The following is a 16977-nucleotide window of genomic DNA, read 5'->3' on the forward strand; positions in this document are numbered from 1 at the left end:
TCGCATCTATCACGGGATGGGATTATATTCTATCGGCACTAAATACTGTAGCATAATTTTGGAGAATTGGTATTACTATTCCGATGCTAACGGATTTGATATGAGAGGGTGAATGAAAGGCGATCGCACTCTCCAAACAATAAAAAAACCCCCAGTTGGGGGTCATACAAATCTCTTGTGGCAGAGGTCGAAAAGCCTCTGGGATCACAAAATATACAGTAACAGAAACAACACAATCCAAATCACATCCACAAAGTGCCAGTAAATCTCAGTCGCTTCGATTCCAAAGTGGTGCTCGCTAGAATAGTGACCTTGCGCGCGCGATCGCCACACCACCCCCGCCATCAGCAGCACTCCAAACGTAACGTGCAAGCCGTGGAAAGCAGTCAAAACGTAAAAGCAACTGGCATACAAATTCGTCGTCAAGCCAAACTCTAAATGAGTGTATTCGTAAACCTGACCTGCCAAGAAAACTGCGCCCATAGCAATAGTTACGAGCAACCAATTTCGCATTCCGGTGGCATCATTCTTTTTGATTGCAGTATCCGCATTGTGAATCACGAAACTGCTAGCAATCAGAATTACCGTATTGATTCCCGGCAGCAATAACTCGCGATCGGGCGTACCTTCAGGAGGCCACGCGGGAGCCATCGCCCGATAAATTAAATACGCCGCAAACATACCGAAAAATATCATGCCTTCAGCGCACAGGAACACAATTACACCTAACATTCGGTGGTCGGGATGCTCGACACCATGTGCTTCTACTTCGCCCTCATGGTGGTAATTTAGGGCTGTTTTTGTCGGATCGATCGCTGGAATTTGCATAAAAAATTGGTAATGAAGAAGTCAGTTGTCAGTTGGCAGTTGGCAGTTGGCATTAGTCATCAGTCATTAGTTAACGGTCAATAGTCAACAGTCAACAGTCAACAATGCCCAATGACTAATGACTGATGACTAATAACTATTCGCCATCTTGACTTTCATCAGCAGGAGAATCAACATCTCTCTCTGATTCAGGAGCTACCAAAGTTGCAGTACCGCCAAAGAAAGTTGAAGCTTGAGCCTCCGCAATAGGAATACCTGTTTTCTGGGCGTTGCGGGTGGCATTTTCCCTCAGCTTGAGCCTGAGACGTTCCCCTGTATTCTGAATTTTTTCCATGCCGTAATCGTAAGGCCCCGTTGCCAATACCGGCACTCCTTCAAAATTTTCGATGGGGGGTGGCGAAGTCGTCATCCATTCCAAACTCAAAGCTTGCCAAGGATTGTCACCTGCTTTCGGGCCGTACCTCCAGCTCCAAATCACATTAATGATAAACGGGATTGTAGACACTGCCAGCATATAAGCACCGACAGTACAAATGACATTAATTGTGGTAAATTTCGGGTCGTACATTGCCACGCGCCGAGGCATTCCTTGCATCCCCAAAGCGTGCATCGGCAGGAAAGTTACAGTAAAGCCCACATAGGTTAAAACAAAGTGAACTCTACCCCAAAATTCATTAATCATCCGCCCCGTCATTTTGGGGAACCAGTGATAAAAAGCAGCGTAAATCCCAAACACTGAGCCGCCAAACAGCACGTAGTGTAGGTGAGCGACGACAAAATAAGTGTCGTGAACGTGAATGTCAAAAGGTACGGAAGCTACCATGATCCCGGTGATACCGCCGAGGACAAAGGTTGAGATAAAACCCATCCCAAATAGCATGGCGCTGACAAGCCGGAGTTTGCCTCCCCAAATAGTTGCCAACCAGCTAAATATTTTAATCCCAGTTGGTACGGCGATGATCATAGTGGTGATCATAAAAAACATCCGCAGCCAGCCGGGAGTGCCGCTGGTAAACATATGGTGCGCCCACACGATCAAGCCCAAAAAGCTGATCGCGAGACTCGAATATGCGATCGCCAAATAACCAAAAATTGGCTTGCGCGAATGCACTGGCAAAACTTCTGAAATTACCCCGAAAAAGGGCATAATCATAATGTAAACTGCCGGGTGCGAATAAAACCAGAATAAATGCTGGTAGACGATGGGATCGCCGTTGCCTGTTGGGTTAAAAAATGCCGTCCCTGCTAACAAGTCAAACGACAGCAAAATCAAAGCTGCGGCTAAGACTGGAGTAGCAATCAAAGTCAGCGCTGAAGTCGCAATCATCGCCCAGCAAAACAAAGGCATATCATTGAGACCCATGCTCGGAACGCGCATGGTAAAGATGGTAATGGCAAAATTTACCGCCCCCAAAATCGAAGAAGTTCCCAGAATCAAAACGCTGAGAATCCAAATTTCTTCTCCGGCTTGAGCGGTAACTAAGCTCAAAGGCGGATAAGAAGTCCAACCCGCCTGCGGAGCTCCTACCAAAAAACTGCTCAACAGCAACACGCCGCCTACGGGAATCATCCAAAAGGCAACGGCATTCAGCCGGGGAAATGCCATGTCTTTTGCCCCAATCATTAAGGGGATCAAAAAGTTAGCAAATCCGGCTCCGGCGGGTACGATCCACAGGAAGATCATCACCGTGGCGTGAACAGTAAATAAACTGTTGTAGAGTTCGGGGGTGACAAAATCGGAGTCGGGGGTGGCGAGTTCTGTTCGCACCAAAGTTGCCATCACGCCGCCGATTAAATAGAAAATAAATGTTGTTACCAGGTATTGAATACCGATGACTTTGTGGTCGGTATTAAAAGTGAAGTAGTCGCGCCAATGTCTATCGGCGGGCGCTGTTCCGCGAGCCTCAGTGTTTGCACTTTCTTGGAACTGTGCTTGTGTCATAGTTATTAGTCATTAGTTATTAGTCATTAGTTATTAGCTCAGGATAAAATACCCAGTGGCCAGAACTAATGACTATTTTTAGTGATGAGTTGGGTGAAGTTGTTCTAGGGCTTCGGAATTAATTTTTATTTCCCTGACGTAGGGAGCCAAAAATTCTCCGTCTGACAATTCCCCAGGATTGATTGCAACTGCTTGCTCTAAGTTTTGACTGCTAGCAACTTGCTGGCTTTGCAGCCAAGTGTCAAATTCTTCGGGCGTGTGAACGACGGCTAAAGCTTTCATCGCTCCGTGATAAGCGCCGCACAATTCAGCACAAACAACCCGGTATTCGCCGGTTTTAGTTGGTGTAAATCTCAGTTCGCTCGGCCGGCCGGGAATTGCATCTTGTTTGAGGCGAAATTCCGGCAGCCAAAATGCGTGCAGCACGTCTTGAGCTGAGATATTTAGCTGTACGTCGCGGTTTGCTGGCATATGCAGTTCGCCGGAACTAACGCCGCTTTCTGGATAGCTAAAAATCCAGGCGTACTGCAAACCTGTGACATTTACAACTAAGTCTGCTGGTTTGTCTTCATTTTCTGGGGAAGCGCCGACGCCTAGAGCAACAAGTTTTCTAGACGGAATTTGAGGGGCGTTTTGGGGTGTATCTGAGAGTGTGGCTGCGATCGCACTTCCCCGCATTTTAGAGTGCGCTTGCATCGTGCCGTGGTCGTGATTGCCCATCGGATCGAGGCCTCCCATTGAGTTGTAAATCTCAAAACTGTAGACTCCGATTCCTAAAATAATCACCGCCGGCACGGCTGTCCAAAGAATTTCTAAGGGAAAGTTGTCATGCCAAGGCGGCCCGTCTGTATTGTCTCCTTGACGGCGGCGATATTTAATTGCAGCAACGATGAGAATTCCCTGGACCATGATAAATAGTCCAGTGGAAATGGTCATCATTGTATTGAAAAGTGCGTCTATGTCGGATGCTTCGTCAGAGGCGGCGATCGGCATCAAACCGTGATTCTGCCCGTACCAGAGACTGATCAGAGTCACTCCGATGCCGGCGAGCATGGTGAGGATGGAACTTGGAATGTTCACGCTGGTACTTCTTAATAGCGACACTTCTTCGCTTGAAAAATGAAGGAAGCGCCTCTGGGTTATCAATTTTTAATTGTAAATGGTATTTTTAGTAAAATGTCTCTCTTAATGGTTACTTAAGGCTTAGAATTTTTGACCAATCGCCTGCGCGCCTCAAAAATACGTCTTTTGTACCTTGACAAAACTCAGTAAAAATGGTAAAGAATCGCTCTATTTGGCTGCTAAATTTGAGATTTTTTCTCAAACACCATCAAATGCTGCTGGGGCAACATATCTTTTGTCTCTTTCCATACTAAACCGACGGCGGCCATTTCTTTTTTCACCTGCTTCTGCGTCATTTTGTGCAAACCTTTAATGGGAATCAGCGGGTTTTCGCCGCGATACTCGATCGATACCGTGCGGCCTCCCGGTTTGAGTGCTTTCACAATTCCTTGCATCATTTCTCTGGGATATGCAAATTCGTGATAAGCATCGACCATCACAACTAAATCCACGCTGTTTTCCGGCAAATTCGGATTGTCGATACTGCCCAAAACTGGCTCAACGTTAGCAATATTTTTTTCTTGTTTATTCAATTTAATAAAATCAATCATTTCCGGCTGCACGTCAACGGCCAAAACTTTTCCTTCTGGAACTAAGGGAGCGAGGCGAAAGCTAAAATATCCCGTTCCCGCTCCAATGTCTGCTACAATATCGGTTGGTTTTAAATCGAGATTGTTCACTAATCGAGCTGATTTTTCTTCCATGCCGCGAGACGGTCTTTCGAGCCAACTAGCGCCTTGGTATCCCATGACTTGAGCAATTTCTCGACCCATGTAAAATTTGCCGATGCCGTCGGGATTGTGGACTGTTCGCTGCTGGTAAATAGGGTCGCTGTTAGCGGTTTTACTTGCTGCTTCACAGGCATTGAGCGGCAACAGGCAAAGAATTGTCAAAATTATTACTGTTAAGGGTTTAATTAATTGTGCGGTTTTTTTCACGATATTTCAGATTTTGTGTTTAAATTTATTTCTCGTTCCCTGGCTCTGCATGGGAACGCAGATCCGGAGGCTCTGCCTCGGTAATATCCAGAAGAGTTTAAGATTTAGCTGACAGCGGATTCTAACAATTTGATTGTACCAGAGTCAGCATCGATTTCGACTTCTTGACCGATCGGCAAAGTGAACTGTTCCCGGATGTGTCCGACCATTGAACCATACCACGCAGGAATCTTCAAAGGGCGAATGTGGTCGGACAATACTTGAGGTAAGGTTAGGGACTCTTGGGGTTTTTCAGCTTCGCACTTGGTACACTGTCCGAAAATAAAACCGGATATTTTATCAAGAATGCCCGCTAATTTGAGCTGCGTCAACATTCTATCGATGCGGTAAACTTCTTCGCCAACTTCCTCAACAAACAAAATACTGTTTTCCCACTGCGGTAAATATGCAGAACCCACCATTGCTGCTATTACTGATAAATTGCCGCCGATTAGTGTGCCCCTAGCTGTGCCCCGCCCGATTGTTTGAACTTGCACGCTTTTGGAGTTTTGCATCGTCACAGAACCTCCGTCAAACAAAACTTTTTTGACGTAATCTACTGTAAATGGACTCCAAGTTGACGCACCTAAAGGGCCGTGAAAAGTAACTCTATTAGTTTTAGCATAAATCGCCAATAACAGCGCAGTAATATCGCTAAATCCCATAATAATTTTGGGATTGTTGCCGATAATATTGTAATCCAGGAGCGGCAATATCCGACCGCAGCCCCAGCCGCCCATCCCGGTAAAGATAGCTCGCACTGAGTCATCGGCAAAGGCTGCGTTGACATCGGCGGCGCGATCGGCATCCTTGCCGGCTAAATAGCCGTAGCGGTCGTAAAAATGCTCTCCCAATTTAACTTTTAAACCCAGCTTTTCCATAACTTTAAAAAAATCCTCGATTTCTTTTTTGTAGTTGAAAGCGGCAGGATTGATTAAAGCTACAGTATCGCCAACTTGCAGGCGGCGCGGCTTCACGATCGCACTTTTGGGAGATAGGTTGGTTTGGGCGATCCTCTTCGTTGGCTTCGCTAACGGCACAAGCTGAGTACCAATAGCAGTCAGCCCAAAAGTTGTCAGCAGAGCACGGCGGCGGAGAGTCATAGCTGTTAGGTAACTTTTGCTATAATTGTATAGGAAAATCTCTGCCATATCACTTTAAAATTGCGAGTTTCAAATGAAAACAGACACTAAAATCTCAGCTAAAAAATCCTGGGCGCAAGCTTTAGCCCGTCCGGCTGCGGAATTTCCGCTGACTCAGTTATCCGTTAAAAGCGGTAAAATTCCCGCAGGATTGCGCGGCAGTCTCTACCGCAACGGGCCCGGACGTTTGGAACGTGGCGGTGTTGCTGCGGGACACTGGTTTGATGGCGACGGTGCAATTTTGGCAGTACATTTTACCGATGTCGGTGCTACGGCTGTTTATCGCTACGTGCAAACAGCGGGATATCTAGCTGAAGAAAAAGCTGATAAATTTCTCTACAGTAATTATGGCATGACAGCACCGGGTCCTGTGTGGTTGCGGTGGAATAAAACTGTTAAAAATGCTGCCAATACTTCTGTTTTAGCTTTGCCCGATCGCCTTTTGGCATTGTGGGAAGGTGGCCCGCCTCACCGCCTCGATTTGCAAACCCTGGAAACTCAGGGAACGGACGATTTAGGCACTTTAGATAGTAAATTTGTTTATTCTGCTCACTGCAAGCGCGACCCGATTACCGGCAATATTTTCAACTTTGGAATTACCAACGGTGCGACTACAAAATTGAATCTGTATAAAAGCGATTTTACTGGGAAAATCGTGCAACAATCAACAGTTGCTTTAGATGGAATTTACGCGCTCCACGATTTTGTTTTTGCGGAAAAGTATCTGATATTTTTTATCCCGCCGGTGCAAGTCAATTTTTTGCCATTGTTAACGGGAATTAGCAGTTATAGCGAGTCCTTTAAGTGGAAACCGGAGTTAGGTACTCAGATATTAGTTTTTGACTCAGAAACTCTCTCTTTAGTTAGTCGCGGCGAAACAGAACCTTGGTTCCAGTGGCATTTTGCTAACGGTTTTGTCAAGGAAGATGGTTCGGTGGCGGTAGATTTTGTGCGCTTCGCTGACTTTCAAACTAATCAGCGACTGAAAGAAGTACCGACTGGTGAAACTAGCACCGATGCGGAGGGTACTCTTTGCCGAGTGCATCTCAATCCTCTGACGGCGAAAGTGACAGGAATAGAAGAATTGTTGGATAAACCTTGTGAGTTTCCGACGGTACCTGCTTCACAAGTAGGGCAAGACTCACGATATATTTATCTGGCAATGTATCGGCCTGACGTTGATATTGTACCGGAACGTTATGGCGCGATCGCCCGTTTGGACACGCAAACCCGCAATCTCACAATTGCCGACTTGGGCGAAAATCGCTATCCCGCAGAGCCCATCTACGTTCCAGATATTTCCTCGGAGAAAGGTTGGATAGTAACAGTTGTTTACGACGGCAATTCTGACAGCAGCGAAGTCTGGATATTTGACAGCGACGGACTTTCGCGCGAACCTGTTTGCACGCTAGAATTGCCTGGTGTCATACCTTTGGGCTTTCACGGCACTTGGAAATCAGCAGTATGAGAAAATTGTAAAGAAGTGTTGCGGAAGATTTATTAAAAATTGTTGCCGCTTCTCTGTCAAGTTGTTAAGGTGTGTGTAGATAGGAAATTCTCATATCTAGGAGGTGTGGAATTGATAATCTGCATTGCTCAATTATCCTGTGCCAATTCGCACGAATCCCCGGCGATTTTAAGTCGCGGTTGCACAGGATATCGTCTGCCTCTGCAGACTAAAAAAAGAGGGGTAATTAAGCCCTGGCGAATAACCCATCCCGGCGAATATTCCCGGCCAATTTATTCGCAGCTACACAGGCAAAATCCGCCTCCACGGAGTGAAGGAAGAGGGGTGTTCCAACCCCGGTAAATCACAAATTCGCGGATCACCAATCCCAGGCGAGTTTATTGGCGGCTACACAGGCAAAGTCCGCCTCCGCGAACTGAAGAAACAGCGGTAATAAAGCCCGCTTGGCCATGATTTCTGACTCGGTTTTCTCATTTCAGCTTGGTCTGCTGGAATGAGGTTAAGTGACCAGATAATTCACTGATTTCTGGCAAACCCAAAGTTTAGTTCAACTCACGCGCACGTTAGCGATTCAACAGTTTTTGGTTTTGAGTTAACCCCACAACTAAATGAGGTCTATCGAAAGAAGATAGCCTTTTCAACAATTATGAATTATGAGTTGTTACCGCCAAAACATCCAACTCGTAACTAATAATTCACAACTCACAACTCATAACTCCGTGCCGCGGTGAGCATCAACCAAAAGGTTTAATCTATGCAACTTCAAGGAAAAACAGCTCTTGTTACAGGAGCTTCGCGCGGAATTGGGCGATCGATAGCCCTGGAATTAGCGAGACAAGGAGTCAAACGTTTGTTGATTGTGGCGCGCAACCGCAAGCAATTAATTGAACTGGCAGAGGAAATCGATCTTTTTGGCACAGAAGTAGTGCCGTTAGCTTTGGATTTAACTCAGTCAGTAGCGGTGAATATTGCGATCGCCCAAGCTTGGCGAGATTGTGGCCCGATTCACCTGCTAGTCAACTGTGCAGGCGTCGCGCACCAAGCATCTTTCTTGCGTTCTCCGCTGCCATTAATCGAGGAAGAAATCGCCTTAAATTTGCTTGGAACTTACACAATTACCCGCTTGATAGCTCGGCGAATGGCGACTCAAAAAGAAGGAACAATCGTCAATGTTTCCAGCTTAATGGGAAAAATTGCCGCGCCCACAATGGCCACTTATTCTGCTACCAAATTTGCGATTTTGGGATTCACCCAAGCTTTGCGAAGCGAGTTAACTCAGTACAATGTTCGAGTCACAGCTTTGCTGCCATCTCTAACAGATACCGACATGGTGCGAGACTTGGAACAATTCCGGTGGGTAGTGCCCACAACTCCCGAAAAAGTTGCCCTAGCACTTGTCGCGGGATTGCACAAAGATGCGCCGGAAATCTTGGTAGGATGGCAAAGTCATCTAGCAGTTTGGTGTCACCGAATTGCGCCTTGGTTGCTGGATTTTGTGTTGCGGATGGCGACTCCCGAACTTCGGGATAAATCGCGGGGCCGCAAATTGCGGGAGGCTTTAGCTAGCGGGCGATAAACCCTTTTCTGGGCGGGTTCTTCGGCCCAACCCCTACTCCCCACAAGAAAACTCATTCTTTTGTGGAACGGGCATCTTGCCCGTTCCTAACCGCACCTTACATTTGGCAAACACTCTAACTGTTAGTCATATCGTTTCCGGTTGCATCGGAATGATGTAGAGGACACGGCAGTGCCGTCTCCCTACAATTAATGGGGGTAGGGACACGGCAGTGCCGTGTCCTGGCTGTGGGTAATATCATGGATGCTACCGGATTTGATATCACTCATCCTCCTCAGAAAATAGCGACGGTAAATCCCGTTCTCCCCTCACCACCCTGATAATTTCAATTCCACTGTCTATCGCCCGATAAAGAATAATGTAACCCATGAGAGGAAGTCCCCGGACAGAAGCAGCTAGTTCCTCGTAACTACGGCCCATATTAGGAAAGTTAATTAAATTGCGACACTTGCGATTGAACTCCTCGACAAACTGTTCTCCGGATTCAATATTTATAGCTGCAAAGTAATCCGAAATTTCATCTAAATCGCGACTCGCTTCTGGAGAAACAATGTAGCGACTCATCTTTAGTTCTCCCGCATTTTCCGAAATTTTTCCTGCAATCTTGCTATAACTATTTCTCCATCAAGCCCTTCACCGCGATCGAGTTGATCTATTCCTGTTGATACTTTTGCTCGCGTTTCTTGTACCCATTTTTGATAGCTGTTGCTCTCTGTGGGCTCACTGGTGTCGGCTAGGAGTTCTAATGCCGCTGCTATTACCTCCTCCGCCGAAGGATATCTGCCACTTGTAACTTGTGCTTCTATGAATTTTTGCTGCTCAGGCTTGAGAGTAATTTTCATGGGGTTTACCTCTGAGAACCTTTAATTATTATACAGTGTATTCCAGGTTGATGAAGTGTAGGGACAAAGGCTTTCGCCTTGCCCCTACGGGAATACAACGATAGGCGGTACTTCATAAACGTGGAATCTGCTGTATCATTTCCACTCCCCTTGCAAGGTAAAAGCCGCCCAATAATAGGGAGATTTCCATTTTTCCTGCTGCATCATTTCCATCTGTGCCGCCCTCAAAGCTGCCGCCGGTGCTAACTTTTGTTGCACCATTTTTTGATAAAACTTTTGCATTAACACAGCAGTTCCTTCATCATCCACACTCCACAAACTCACCGCCACCCGCTGAGCACCTGAATACATAAAACCCCTTGTTAATCCCACCATTCCTTCGCCTTTAACATTCTGTCCCATTCCCGTCTGACAAGCACTTAAAACCACTAAATTAGCCGCCAGTTTCAAGTTGAAAATATCCGTGAGGCGCAAGAAACCATTGACAAGATTGCCTTTGTCATCTACCGTAGACATCACAATTCCTGACAGTTCGGGATTTTTGCTGTTGGCAAGGCCGTGGGTAGCGAAGTGAATGATTTGATAATTGGCTAAATTTCCATCGGTAGCAGTAGTGCGACTGGCATCAAAATCAAGTATTTGACGGCTAGAAGCTGAGGGGAATAAGCTGGATATTGTTTGGGCTTCTTGGCGGCTAAATGGTAGGCGATCGGGTGGCCATCCCCGATTAGAAGCACGAAGCGATTGATTTAAACCAAGGTTGTTTGCGTCTAATTTTTCTGTGGTTGCTTGGGTAATTTTTCCTTTAATTCTTTCATCATCTGGACTGAAAACAGGGTCAGCTAAAATTGCTAAATTTCGGCTTGGTGGTTTTCTATCTCCGTAATTTTGCCTCAGAATGGCGAGAGTGGAGGCGGAGGGCAGGGTAATAATTTCATGTGAGGCAATTAAGGGAACATTAGTATTTTGTCCGGTGGTTTGGTCAAGAGTTAACGCCGGAAAAGGGGTATAGTGCAGCACGCCGTCGGGAACAATTAATAAGCGTTTGTTTCCTAATTGGGCGGCGGCGGGCTGTAAAATTAATTGACCCAGATTGGCACTCGCTTCGGCAACTTGTTGGGGAATATCTCTTTGGATTGGGCTAGTTACTGCGTCTCGGAAATTGCGGGCTGCTGTTTCAATGTCAACCTGTTTTGGTAATTCATAGCTGGTTACTCCTGTTGATGTCACAACCCACAAATAACTGCGGTTTTCACCGAGGGAATATTGCAATAAAATAGTGTTTTCATCGAGAATCTGTTTCTGAATTTCTGGTAGCGTTAAAGGTTGGGGTTGGGTGAGGGCAGCGTAGCGGGGGCTGGCGGTACGAATCTGGGCTTGAATTTGCTGATATTGTTCCAAAAGTGCGAGGCGCTGTTTGTCTATTTCATCGATTTTAGTTTGATTGGGATTGGGGGTGCTGATTTTTTCGATACGCTGCTTTTCAATGGCATTGAGTTGCTGTTGCAGGCTCTTTTCTTGTTGCAGTAAATCGGGGGAAATGCCTTCGCGAATGTTGGCGTTACTTTCTTGCAGTAGTTCGAGGAGGCTGCGGGCCCTCGAACGTTCGCTGGCTTCTAAGGCTTTTGTATCATAACCGGATTTAGGATTAGTTTTATGCAGTTGCATTAACAAATCGATGTAGAATTCGTAGTAGTTTTGTACTGTGGCAAAGTATGAGCTGCGGAGTTCTGGGCTGGCAATTTTGGTGCGGAGGTTTTCGATGATTTTGAGAGAGGATTCAATGTCATTGAGGGCTTTGGTAAGATTGTTTTGGTTGCGTTTGACAAAAGCTATGTTGTAAAGGGCGCTAGCTTCCCCACCCCGATCGCCTGTTGCCCGAAACAGGGGAAGCGACTGCCTCAAATACTCTAGCGCTTTCTGTTTTTCTCCCAAATCATAGTAGACACCCCCAATGTTGTGGAGGGTGTTCGCTTCCCCGCTGCGATCGCCTACTGTCCGTCTCAGGGGAAGGGACTGGCTGTAATACTCTAGCGCTTTCTGTTTTTCTCCCAAATCTGAGTAGATTAAGCCGATGTTGTTGAGGGTGGTAGCTTCCTGTGAGCGATCGCCGGTTGCCCGACTCAGGGGAAGCGACTGGCTGTAATACTCTAGCGCTTTCTGTTTTTCTCCCAAATCTGAGTAGACTAAGCCGAGGTCGTTGAGGGTGGTAGCTTCCTGTGAGCGATCGCCGGTTGCCCGACTCAGGGGAAGGGACTGGCTGTAATACTCTAGCGCTTTCTGTTTTTCTCCCAATTCTGAGTAGACTAAGCCGATGTTGTTGAGGGTGGTAGCTTCCCCGCCTCGATAGCCTAATGCTCGAAACAGGGGAAGGGACTGGCTGTAATACTCTAGCGCTTTCTGTTTTTCTCCCAATTCTGAGTAGACTCTGCCGATGTTGTTGAGGGTGGTAGCTTCCCCGCCACGATTGCCTACTGCCCGTCTCAGGGGAAGGGACTGGCTGTAATACTCTAGCGCTTTCTGTTTTTCTCCCAATGCTGAGTAGACACTGCCGATGTTGTTGAGGGTGGTAGCTTCCCCGTCGCGATCGCCTACTGCTCGAAACAGGGGAAGGGACTGGCTGTAATACTCTAGCGCTTTCTGTTTTTCTCCCAATTCTGAGTAGGCTTGACCTATGTTGTTGAGGGTGGTAGCTTCCCCGCCACGATCGCCTACTGTCCGTCTCAGGGGAAGGGACTGGCTATAATACTCTAGCGCTTTCTGTTTTTCTCCCAAATCGGCGTAGACAGTGCCGATGTTGCTGAGGGTGGTAGCTTCCCCGCCGCGATTGCCTACTGCCCGTCTCAGGGGAAGCGACTGGCTGTAATACTCTAGCGCCTTCTGTTTTTCTCCCAATTCTGAGTAGACATTGCCGATGTTGTTGAGGGTAATAGCTTCCCCGCCGCGATCGCCTACTGCTCGATACAGGGGAAGCGACTGGCTCAAATACTCTAGCGCTTTCTGTTTTTCTCCCAATTCTGAGTAGACTTGACCTATGTTGTTGAGGGTGGCAGCTTCCCCGTCGCGATTGCCTACTGCCCGAACCAGGGGAAGCGACTGGCTGTAATACTCTAGCGCTTTCTGTTTCTCTCCCAAATCATAGTAGACTAAGCCGATGTTGGTGAGGATCATAGCTTCCCCGTCGCGATCGCCTACGGCCTGAAACAAGTGAAGGGATTGGCTCAAATACTCTAGCGCTTTCTGTTTTTCTCCCAAATCTGAGTAGACTCTGCCAAGAACAATGAGGCTAGCTGCTTCCCCGGTAGTGTCGCCTGCTTGCCGATACAGCTTTAAGGCTTCTTCCAACTTGACTATCGCACCTCTTTTTGCTTGGGCCGTTCCTTGCTGGTAAAGTTGCAGTCCTTCTTTTAAAGCTTTTGCAGCAGCCTCGCTACTGTTAGTTTGTGCTGTGTGTAAGGTTTTACCAACGGGCACGGCCGCTGCCACTTGCTGACTTAACTGAAGCGAAAGTGCGATCGACATACCAGCCAAAAACCATTGAGTGCGATCGAACATAGCCACCCCTTTTGTATTTTTGTCAATTTTAATCACTAGCCCGCTTAGTGTAAAGGCAGGAAGAAGTGATATTATGTCCGCTAGATCATTTCCACTCCCCTTGCAAGGTAAAAGCCGCCCAATAATAGGGAGATTTCCATTTTTCCTGCTGCATCATTTCCATCTGTGCCGCCCTCAAAGCTGCCGCCGGTGCTAACTTTTGTTGCACCATTTTTTGATAAAACTTTTGCATTAACACAGCAGTTCCTTCATCATCCACACTCCACAAACTCACCGCCACCCGCTGAGCACCTGAATACATAAAACCCCTTGTTAATCCCACCATTCCTTCGCCTTTAACATTCTGTCCCATTCCCGTCTGACAAGCACTTAAAACCACTAAATTAGCCGCCAGTTTCAAGTTGAAAATATCCGTGAGGCGCAAGAAACCATTGACAAGATTGCCTTTGTCATCTACCGTAGACATCACAATTCCTGACAGTTCGGGATTTTTGCTGTTGGCAAGGCCGTGGGTAGCGAAGTGAATGATTTGATAATTGGCTAAATTTCCATCGGTAGCAGTAGTGCGACTGGCATCAAAATCAAGTATTTGACGGCTAGAAGCTGAGGGGAATAAGCTGGATATTGTTTGGGCTTCTTGGCGGCTAAATGGTAGGCGATCGGGTGGCCATCCCCGATTAGAAGCACGAAGCGATTGATTTAAACCAAGGTTGTTTGCGTCTAATTTTTCTGTGGTTGCTTGGGTAATTTTTCCTTTAATTCTTTCATCATCTGGACTGAAAACAGGGTCAGCTAAAATTGCTAAATTTCGGCTTGGTGGTTTTCTATCTCCGTAATTTTGCCTCAGAATGGCGAGAGTGGATGCGGAGGGCAGGGTAATAATTTCATGTGAGGCAATTAAGGGAACATTGGTATTTTGTCCAGCAGTTTGGGCAAGAGTTAAAGCTTGAAAAGGGGTATAGTGCAGCACGCCGTCGGGAACAATTAATAAGCGTTTATTGCCTAATTGGGCTGCGACAGGTTGTAAAATCACTTGACCGAGATTGGCACTTGCTTGGGCAACTTGTTGGGGAATATCTCTCTGGATTGGGCTAGTTATTGTCTCTAGGAATTCCTTAGCTGTTGTTTCTATATCGGCGCGTTTTGGTAATTCAGAGCTGGTTACTCTTGTTGATGTCACCACCCACAAATAACTTCGGTTTGTGCCGAGGGAATACTGCAATAAAATCGTGTTTTCATCGAGAATCTGTTTCTGAATTTCTGGCAGTGTTAAAGGTTGGGGTTGGGTAAGGGCTGCGTAGCGGGGGCTGGCGGTACGAATCTTGGTTTGAAGTTGCTGATATTGTTCCAAAAGTGCGAGGCGCTGTTTGTCGATTTCAGCGATTTTAGTTTGATTGGGGTTGGGGGTGCTGACTGCTTCGATGCGCTGCTTTTCAATGGTATCGAGTTGCTGTTGCAAGCTCTTTTCTTGTTGCAGTAAATCGGGGGAAATGCCTTCGCGAATGTTGGCGTTACTTTCAAAGAGGAGTTCGAGGAGGCTACGGGCCCTCGAACGTTCGCTGGCTTCTAAGGCTTTGGTATCATAACCGGATTTAGGATTAGTTTTGTGCAGTTGCATTAACAAATCGATGTAGAATTCGTAGTAGTTCTGGACTGTGGCAAAGTATGAGCTGCGGAGTTCAGGGCTGGCTATTTTAGTGCGGAGGTTTTCGATTATTTTGAGAGAGGATTCAATGTCATTGAGGGCTTCGGGAAGATTGTTTAGGTCGCGTTTTGTATAAGCTATGTTGGAAAAGATGGTAGCTTCCCCAGCGCGATCGCCAGTTGCCCGACTCAGGGGAAGCGACTGGCTGTAATACTCTAGCGCTTTCTGTTTTTCTCCCAATTCTGAGTAGACGAAGCCGATGTTGTTAAGGGTTGTAGCTTCCCCATAGCGATTGCCGGTTGCCCGACTCAGGGGAAGCGACTGACTGTAATACTCTAGCGCTTTCTGTTTTTCTCCCAAGTCTGAGTAGATATTGCCGATGTTGTTGAGGGTGAGAGCTTCCCCAGAGCGATTGCCCACGGCTCGACTCAGGGGAAGTGACTGGCTGTAATACTCTAGCGCTTTCTGTTTTTCTCCCAATTCTGAGTAGACACCGCCGATGTTGTTGAGGGTGGCAGCTTCCCCACGGCGATCGCCGGTTGCCCGTCTCAGGGGAAGCGACTGGCCCAAATACTCTAGCGCTTTCTGTTTTTCTCCCAATGCTGAGTAGACATTGCCGATGTTGTTGAGGGTGGTAGCTTCCCCGCGGCGATCGCCGATTGCCCTACTCAGGGAAAGCGACTGGCTGTAATACTCTAGCGCCTTCTGTTTTTCTCCCAAATCTGAGTAGACACCGCCGATGTTGGTGAGGGTGGTAGCTTCCCCACCGCGATCGCCGAGAGCCCGAAATAGGGGAAGCGACTGGCTGTAATACTCTAGCGCTTTCTGTTGTTCTCCCAAATCTGAGTAGACATCGCCGAGGTTGGTGAGGGTGGTAGCTTCCCCACCGCGATCGCCCGTTTCTCGCCTCAGGGGAAGCGACTGGTTGTAATACTCTAGCGCTTTCTGTTTTTCTCCCAAATCTGAGTAGACACCGCCGATGCTGGTGAGGGTGGTAGCTTCCCCACGGCGATCGCCGATTGCCCGACTCAGGGGAAGCGACTGGTTGTAATAATCTAGCGCTTTCTGTTTTTCTCCCAAATCTGAGTAGACTAAGCCAATGTTGGTGAGGGTGGTAGCTTCCCCACGGCGATTGCCCACTGCCCGACTGAGGGGAAGCGACTGGTTGTAATACTCTAGCGCTTTCTGTTGTTCTCCCAATTCTGAGTAAACTAAGCCGATGTTGTTGAGGGTGGTAGCTTCCCCAAGGCGATAGCCTACTGCGCGATACAGGGGAAGCGACTGGTTGTAATACTCTAGCGCTTTCTGTTGTTCTCCCAATTGTGAGTAGACACCGCCGATGTTGTTGAGGATGTTAGCATCCAAAGCAAGAGCATCGGTTATCCGACTCAGGGGAAGGGACTGGTTGTAATACTCTAGCGCTTTCTGTTTTTCTCCCAATGCTGAGTAGACTCTGCCAAGACCATAGAGGCTAAGTGCTTGCCCTCTATTGTCGCCCGCTTCCCGATACAGTTTTAATGCTTCTTCATATTTGACGATCGCACCTCTTAAAGCTTCCGCTGTTCCTTGATTGTAGAGTTGTATTCCTTCTTTTAATGCTTTTGCAGCAGCCTCGCTACTGTTAGTTTGTGCTGTTTGTAAGACTTTGCCAACGGGCGCGGCTGCTGCAACTGGCTGACTTAGCTGAAGCGAAAGTGCGATCGACATACCAGCCAAAAACCATTGAGTGCGATCGAACATAGCCACCCTTTTTGTATTTTTGTCAATTTTACTCACTAGCTCGCTTAGTGTAAAGGCAGGAAGAAGTAAGGGCGATCGGCATTTTTGCTAGAGTTAACGAGTAGTGCGATTCCCTGCAGGATCGCTACGCCGCGCGTACT

The 16977-nt window shown here is 47.2% G+C and carries 11 protein-coding genes; 2 read left to right on the forward strand and 9 right to left on the reverse strand.

The features are described 5' to 3' along the window. Positions 1 to 204 precede the first annotated feature (204 nt). From QUA10_RS15555 to QUA10_RS15575, 5 genes are all read right to left on the reverse strand, one after another. The gene (locus tag QUA10_RS15555; protein WP_333085785.1) at positions 205 to 828 is read right to left on the reverse strand and encodes a heme-copper oxidase subunit III; all 624 of its coding nucleotides are present in this window, start codon (positions 826 to 828) and stop codon (positions 205 to 207) included. Between the two features lie 136 nt (positions 829 to 964). Then, positions 965 to 2770 carry a cytochrome c oxidase subunit I gene (gene ctaD, locus QUA10_RS15560; RefSeq protein ID WP_333085784.1) on the reverse strand — a complete coding sequence of 602 codons (1806 nt, stop codon included), beginning with the start codon at positions 2768 to 2770 and terminating at the stop codon, positions 965 to 967. Positions 2771 to 2848: 78 nt separating this feature from the next. Beyond that, positions 2849 to 3850 (reverse strand): cytochrome c oxidase subunit II, encoded by a 1002-nt coding sequence (locus tag QUA10_RS15565; protein WP_333085783.1) that lies wholly within the window; start codon positions 3848 to 3850, stop codon positions 2849 to 2851. A gap of 221 nt (positions 3851 to 4071) precedes the next feature. Next, positions 4072 to 4830, reverse strand: a complete 759-nt coding sequence (locus QUA10_RS15570) for a class I SAM-dependent methyltransferase (protein WP_333085782.1) — start codon at positions 4828 to 4830, stop codon at positions 4072 to 4074. A 104-nt stretch (positions 4831 to 4934) separates the two neighbouring features. Further along, the gene (locus tag QUA10_RS15575) at positions 4935 to 5972 is read right to left on the reverse strand and encodes an LD-carboxypeptidase (RefSeq protein WP_333085786.1); all 1038 of its coding nucleotides are present in this window, start codon (positions 5970 to 5972) and stop codon (positions 4935 to 4937) included. Between the two features lie 73 nt (positions 5973 to 6045). Between QUA10_RS15575 and QUA10_RS15580 the strand changes: the two genes are divergently transcribed. Together QUA10_RS15580 and QUA10_RS15585 are read left to right on the forward strand one after the other, a co-directional pair. Then, entirely contained in the window at positions 6046 to 7479 is a 1434-nt protein-coding gene (locus QUA10_RS15580; protein ID WP_333085781.1) for a carotenoid oxygenase family protein, read from the forward strand. A gap of 754 nt (positions 7480 to 8233) precedes the next feature. Beyond that, entirely contained in the window at positions 8234 to 9055 is an 822-nt protein-coding gene (locus tag QUA10_RS15585) for an SDR family NAD(P)-dependent oxidoreductase (RefSeq protein ID WP_333039678.1), read from the forward strand. 261 nt (positions 9056 to 9316) lie between these two features. Here the strand turns inward: QUA10_RS15585 and QUA10_RS15590 are convergent, their stop codons facing one another. The 4 genes from QUA10_RS15590 to QUA10_RS15605 form a co-directional block, all read right to left on the reverse strand. Beyond that, positions 9317 to 9619: a type II toxin-antitoxin system RelE/ParE family toxin gene (locus QUA10_RS15590; protein WP_333085780.1), complete on the reverse strand. Its 303-nt coding sequence runs from the start codon at positions 9617 to 9619 to the stop codon at positions 9317 to 9319. 2 nt (positions 9620 to 9621) lie between these two features. After that, positions 9622 to 9897 (reverse strand): type II toxin-antitoxin system ParD family antitoxin, encoded by a 276-nt coding sequence (locus QUA10_RS15595; RefSeq protein WP_333085779.1) that lies wholly within the window; start codon positions 9895 to 9897, stop codon positions 9622 to 9624. Positions 9898 to 10032: 135 nt separating this feature from the next. Further along, positions 10033 to 13452, reverse strand: coding sequence for a tetratricopeptide repeat protein (locus tag QUA10_RS15600; protein ID WP_333086304.1), 3420 nt, complete (start codon positions 13450 to 13452; stop codon positions 10033 to 10035). Between the two features lie 85 nt (positions 13453 to 13537). Next, positions 13538 to 16837 carry a CHAT domain-containing protein gene (locus QUA10_RS15605; RefSeq protein WP_445304824.1) on the reverse strand — a complete coding sequence of 1100 codons (3300 nt, stop codon included), beginning with the start codon at positions 16835 to 16837 and terminating at the stop codon, positions 13538 to 13540. Positions 16838 to 16977: the final 140 nt, after the last annotated feature.

The sequence above is a fragment of the Microcoleus sp. Pol8_D6 genome (assembly GCF_036700965.1).
In the GTDB taxonomy this organism is placed as follows: Bacteria; Cyanobacteriota; Cyanobacteriia; order Cyanobacteriales; family Microcoleaceae; genus Microcoleus.

Coding starts and splice junctions, on each gene's coding strand:
- QUA10_RS15605 (WP_445304824.1), bottom strand. CDS start 16,837: ATGTTCGATCGCACTCAATGGTTTTTGGCTGGTATGTCGATCGCACTT.
- QUA10_RS15580 (WP_333085781.1), top strand. CDS start 6,046: ATGAAAACAGACACTAAAATCTCAGCTAAAAAATCCTGGGCGCAAGCT.
- QUA10_RS15590 (WP_333085780.1), bottom strand. CDS start 9,619: ATGAGTCGCTACATTGTTTCTCCAGAAGCGAGTCGCGATTTAGATGAA.
- QUA10_RS15600 (WP_333086304.1), bottom strand. CDS start 13,452: ATGTTCGATCGCACTCAATGGTTTTTGGCTGGTATGTCGATCGCACTT.
- ctaD (WP_333085784.1), bottom strand. CDS start 2,770: ATGACACAAGCACAGTTCCAAGAAAGTGCAAACACTGAGGCTCGCGGA.
- QUA10_RS15575 (WP_333085786.1), bottom strand. CDS start 5,972: ATGACTCTCCGCCGCCGTGCTCTGCTGACAACTTTTGGGCTGACTGCT.
- QUA10_RS15555 (WP_333085785.1), bottom strand. CDS start 828: ATGCAAATTCCAGCGATCGATCCGACAAAAACAGCCCTAAATTACCAC.
- QUA10_RS15595 (WP_333085779.1), bottom strand. CDS start 9,897: ATGAAAATTACTCTCAAGCCTGAGCAGCAAAAATTCATAGAAGCACAA.
- QUA10_RS15585 (WP_333039678.1), top strand. CDS start 8,234: ATGCAACTTCAAGGAAAAACAGCTCTTGTTACAGGAGCTTCGCGCGGA.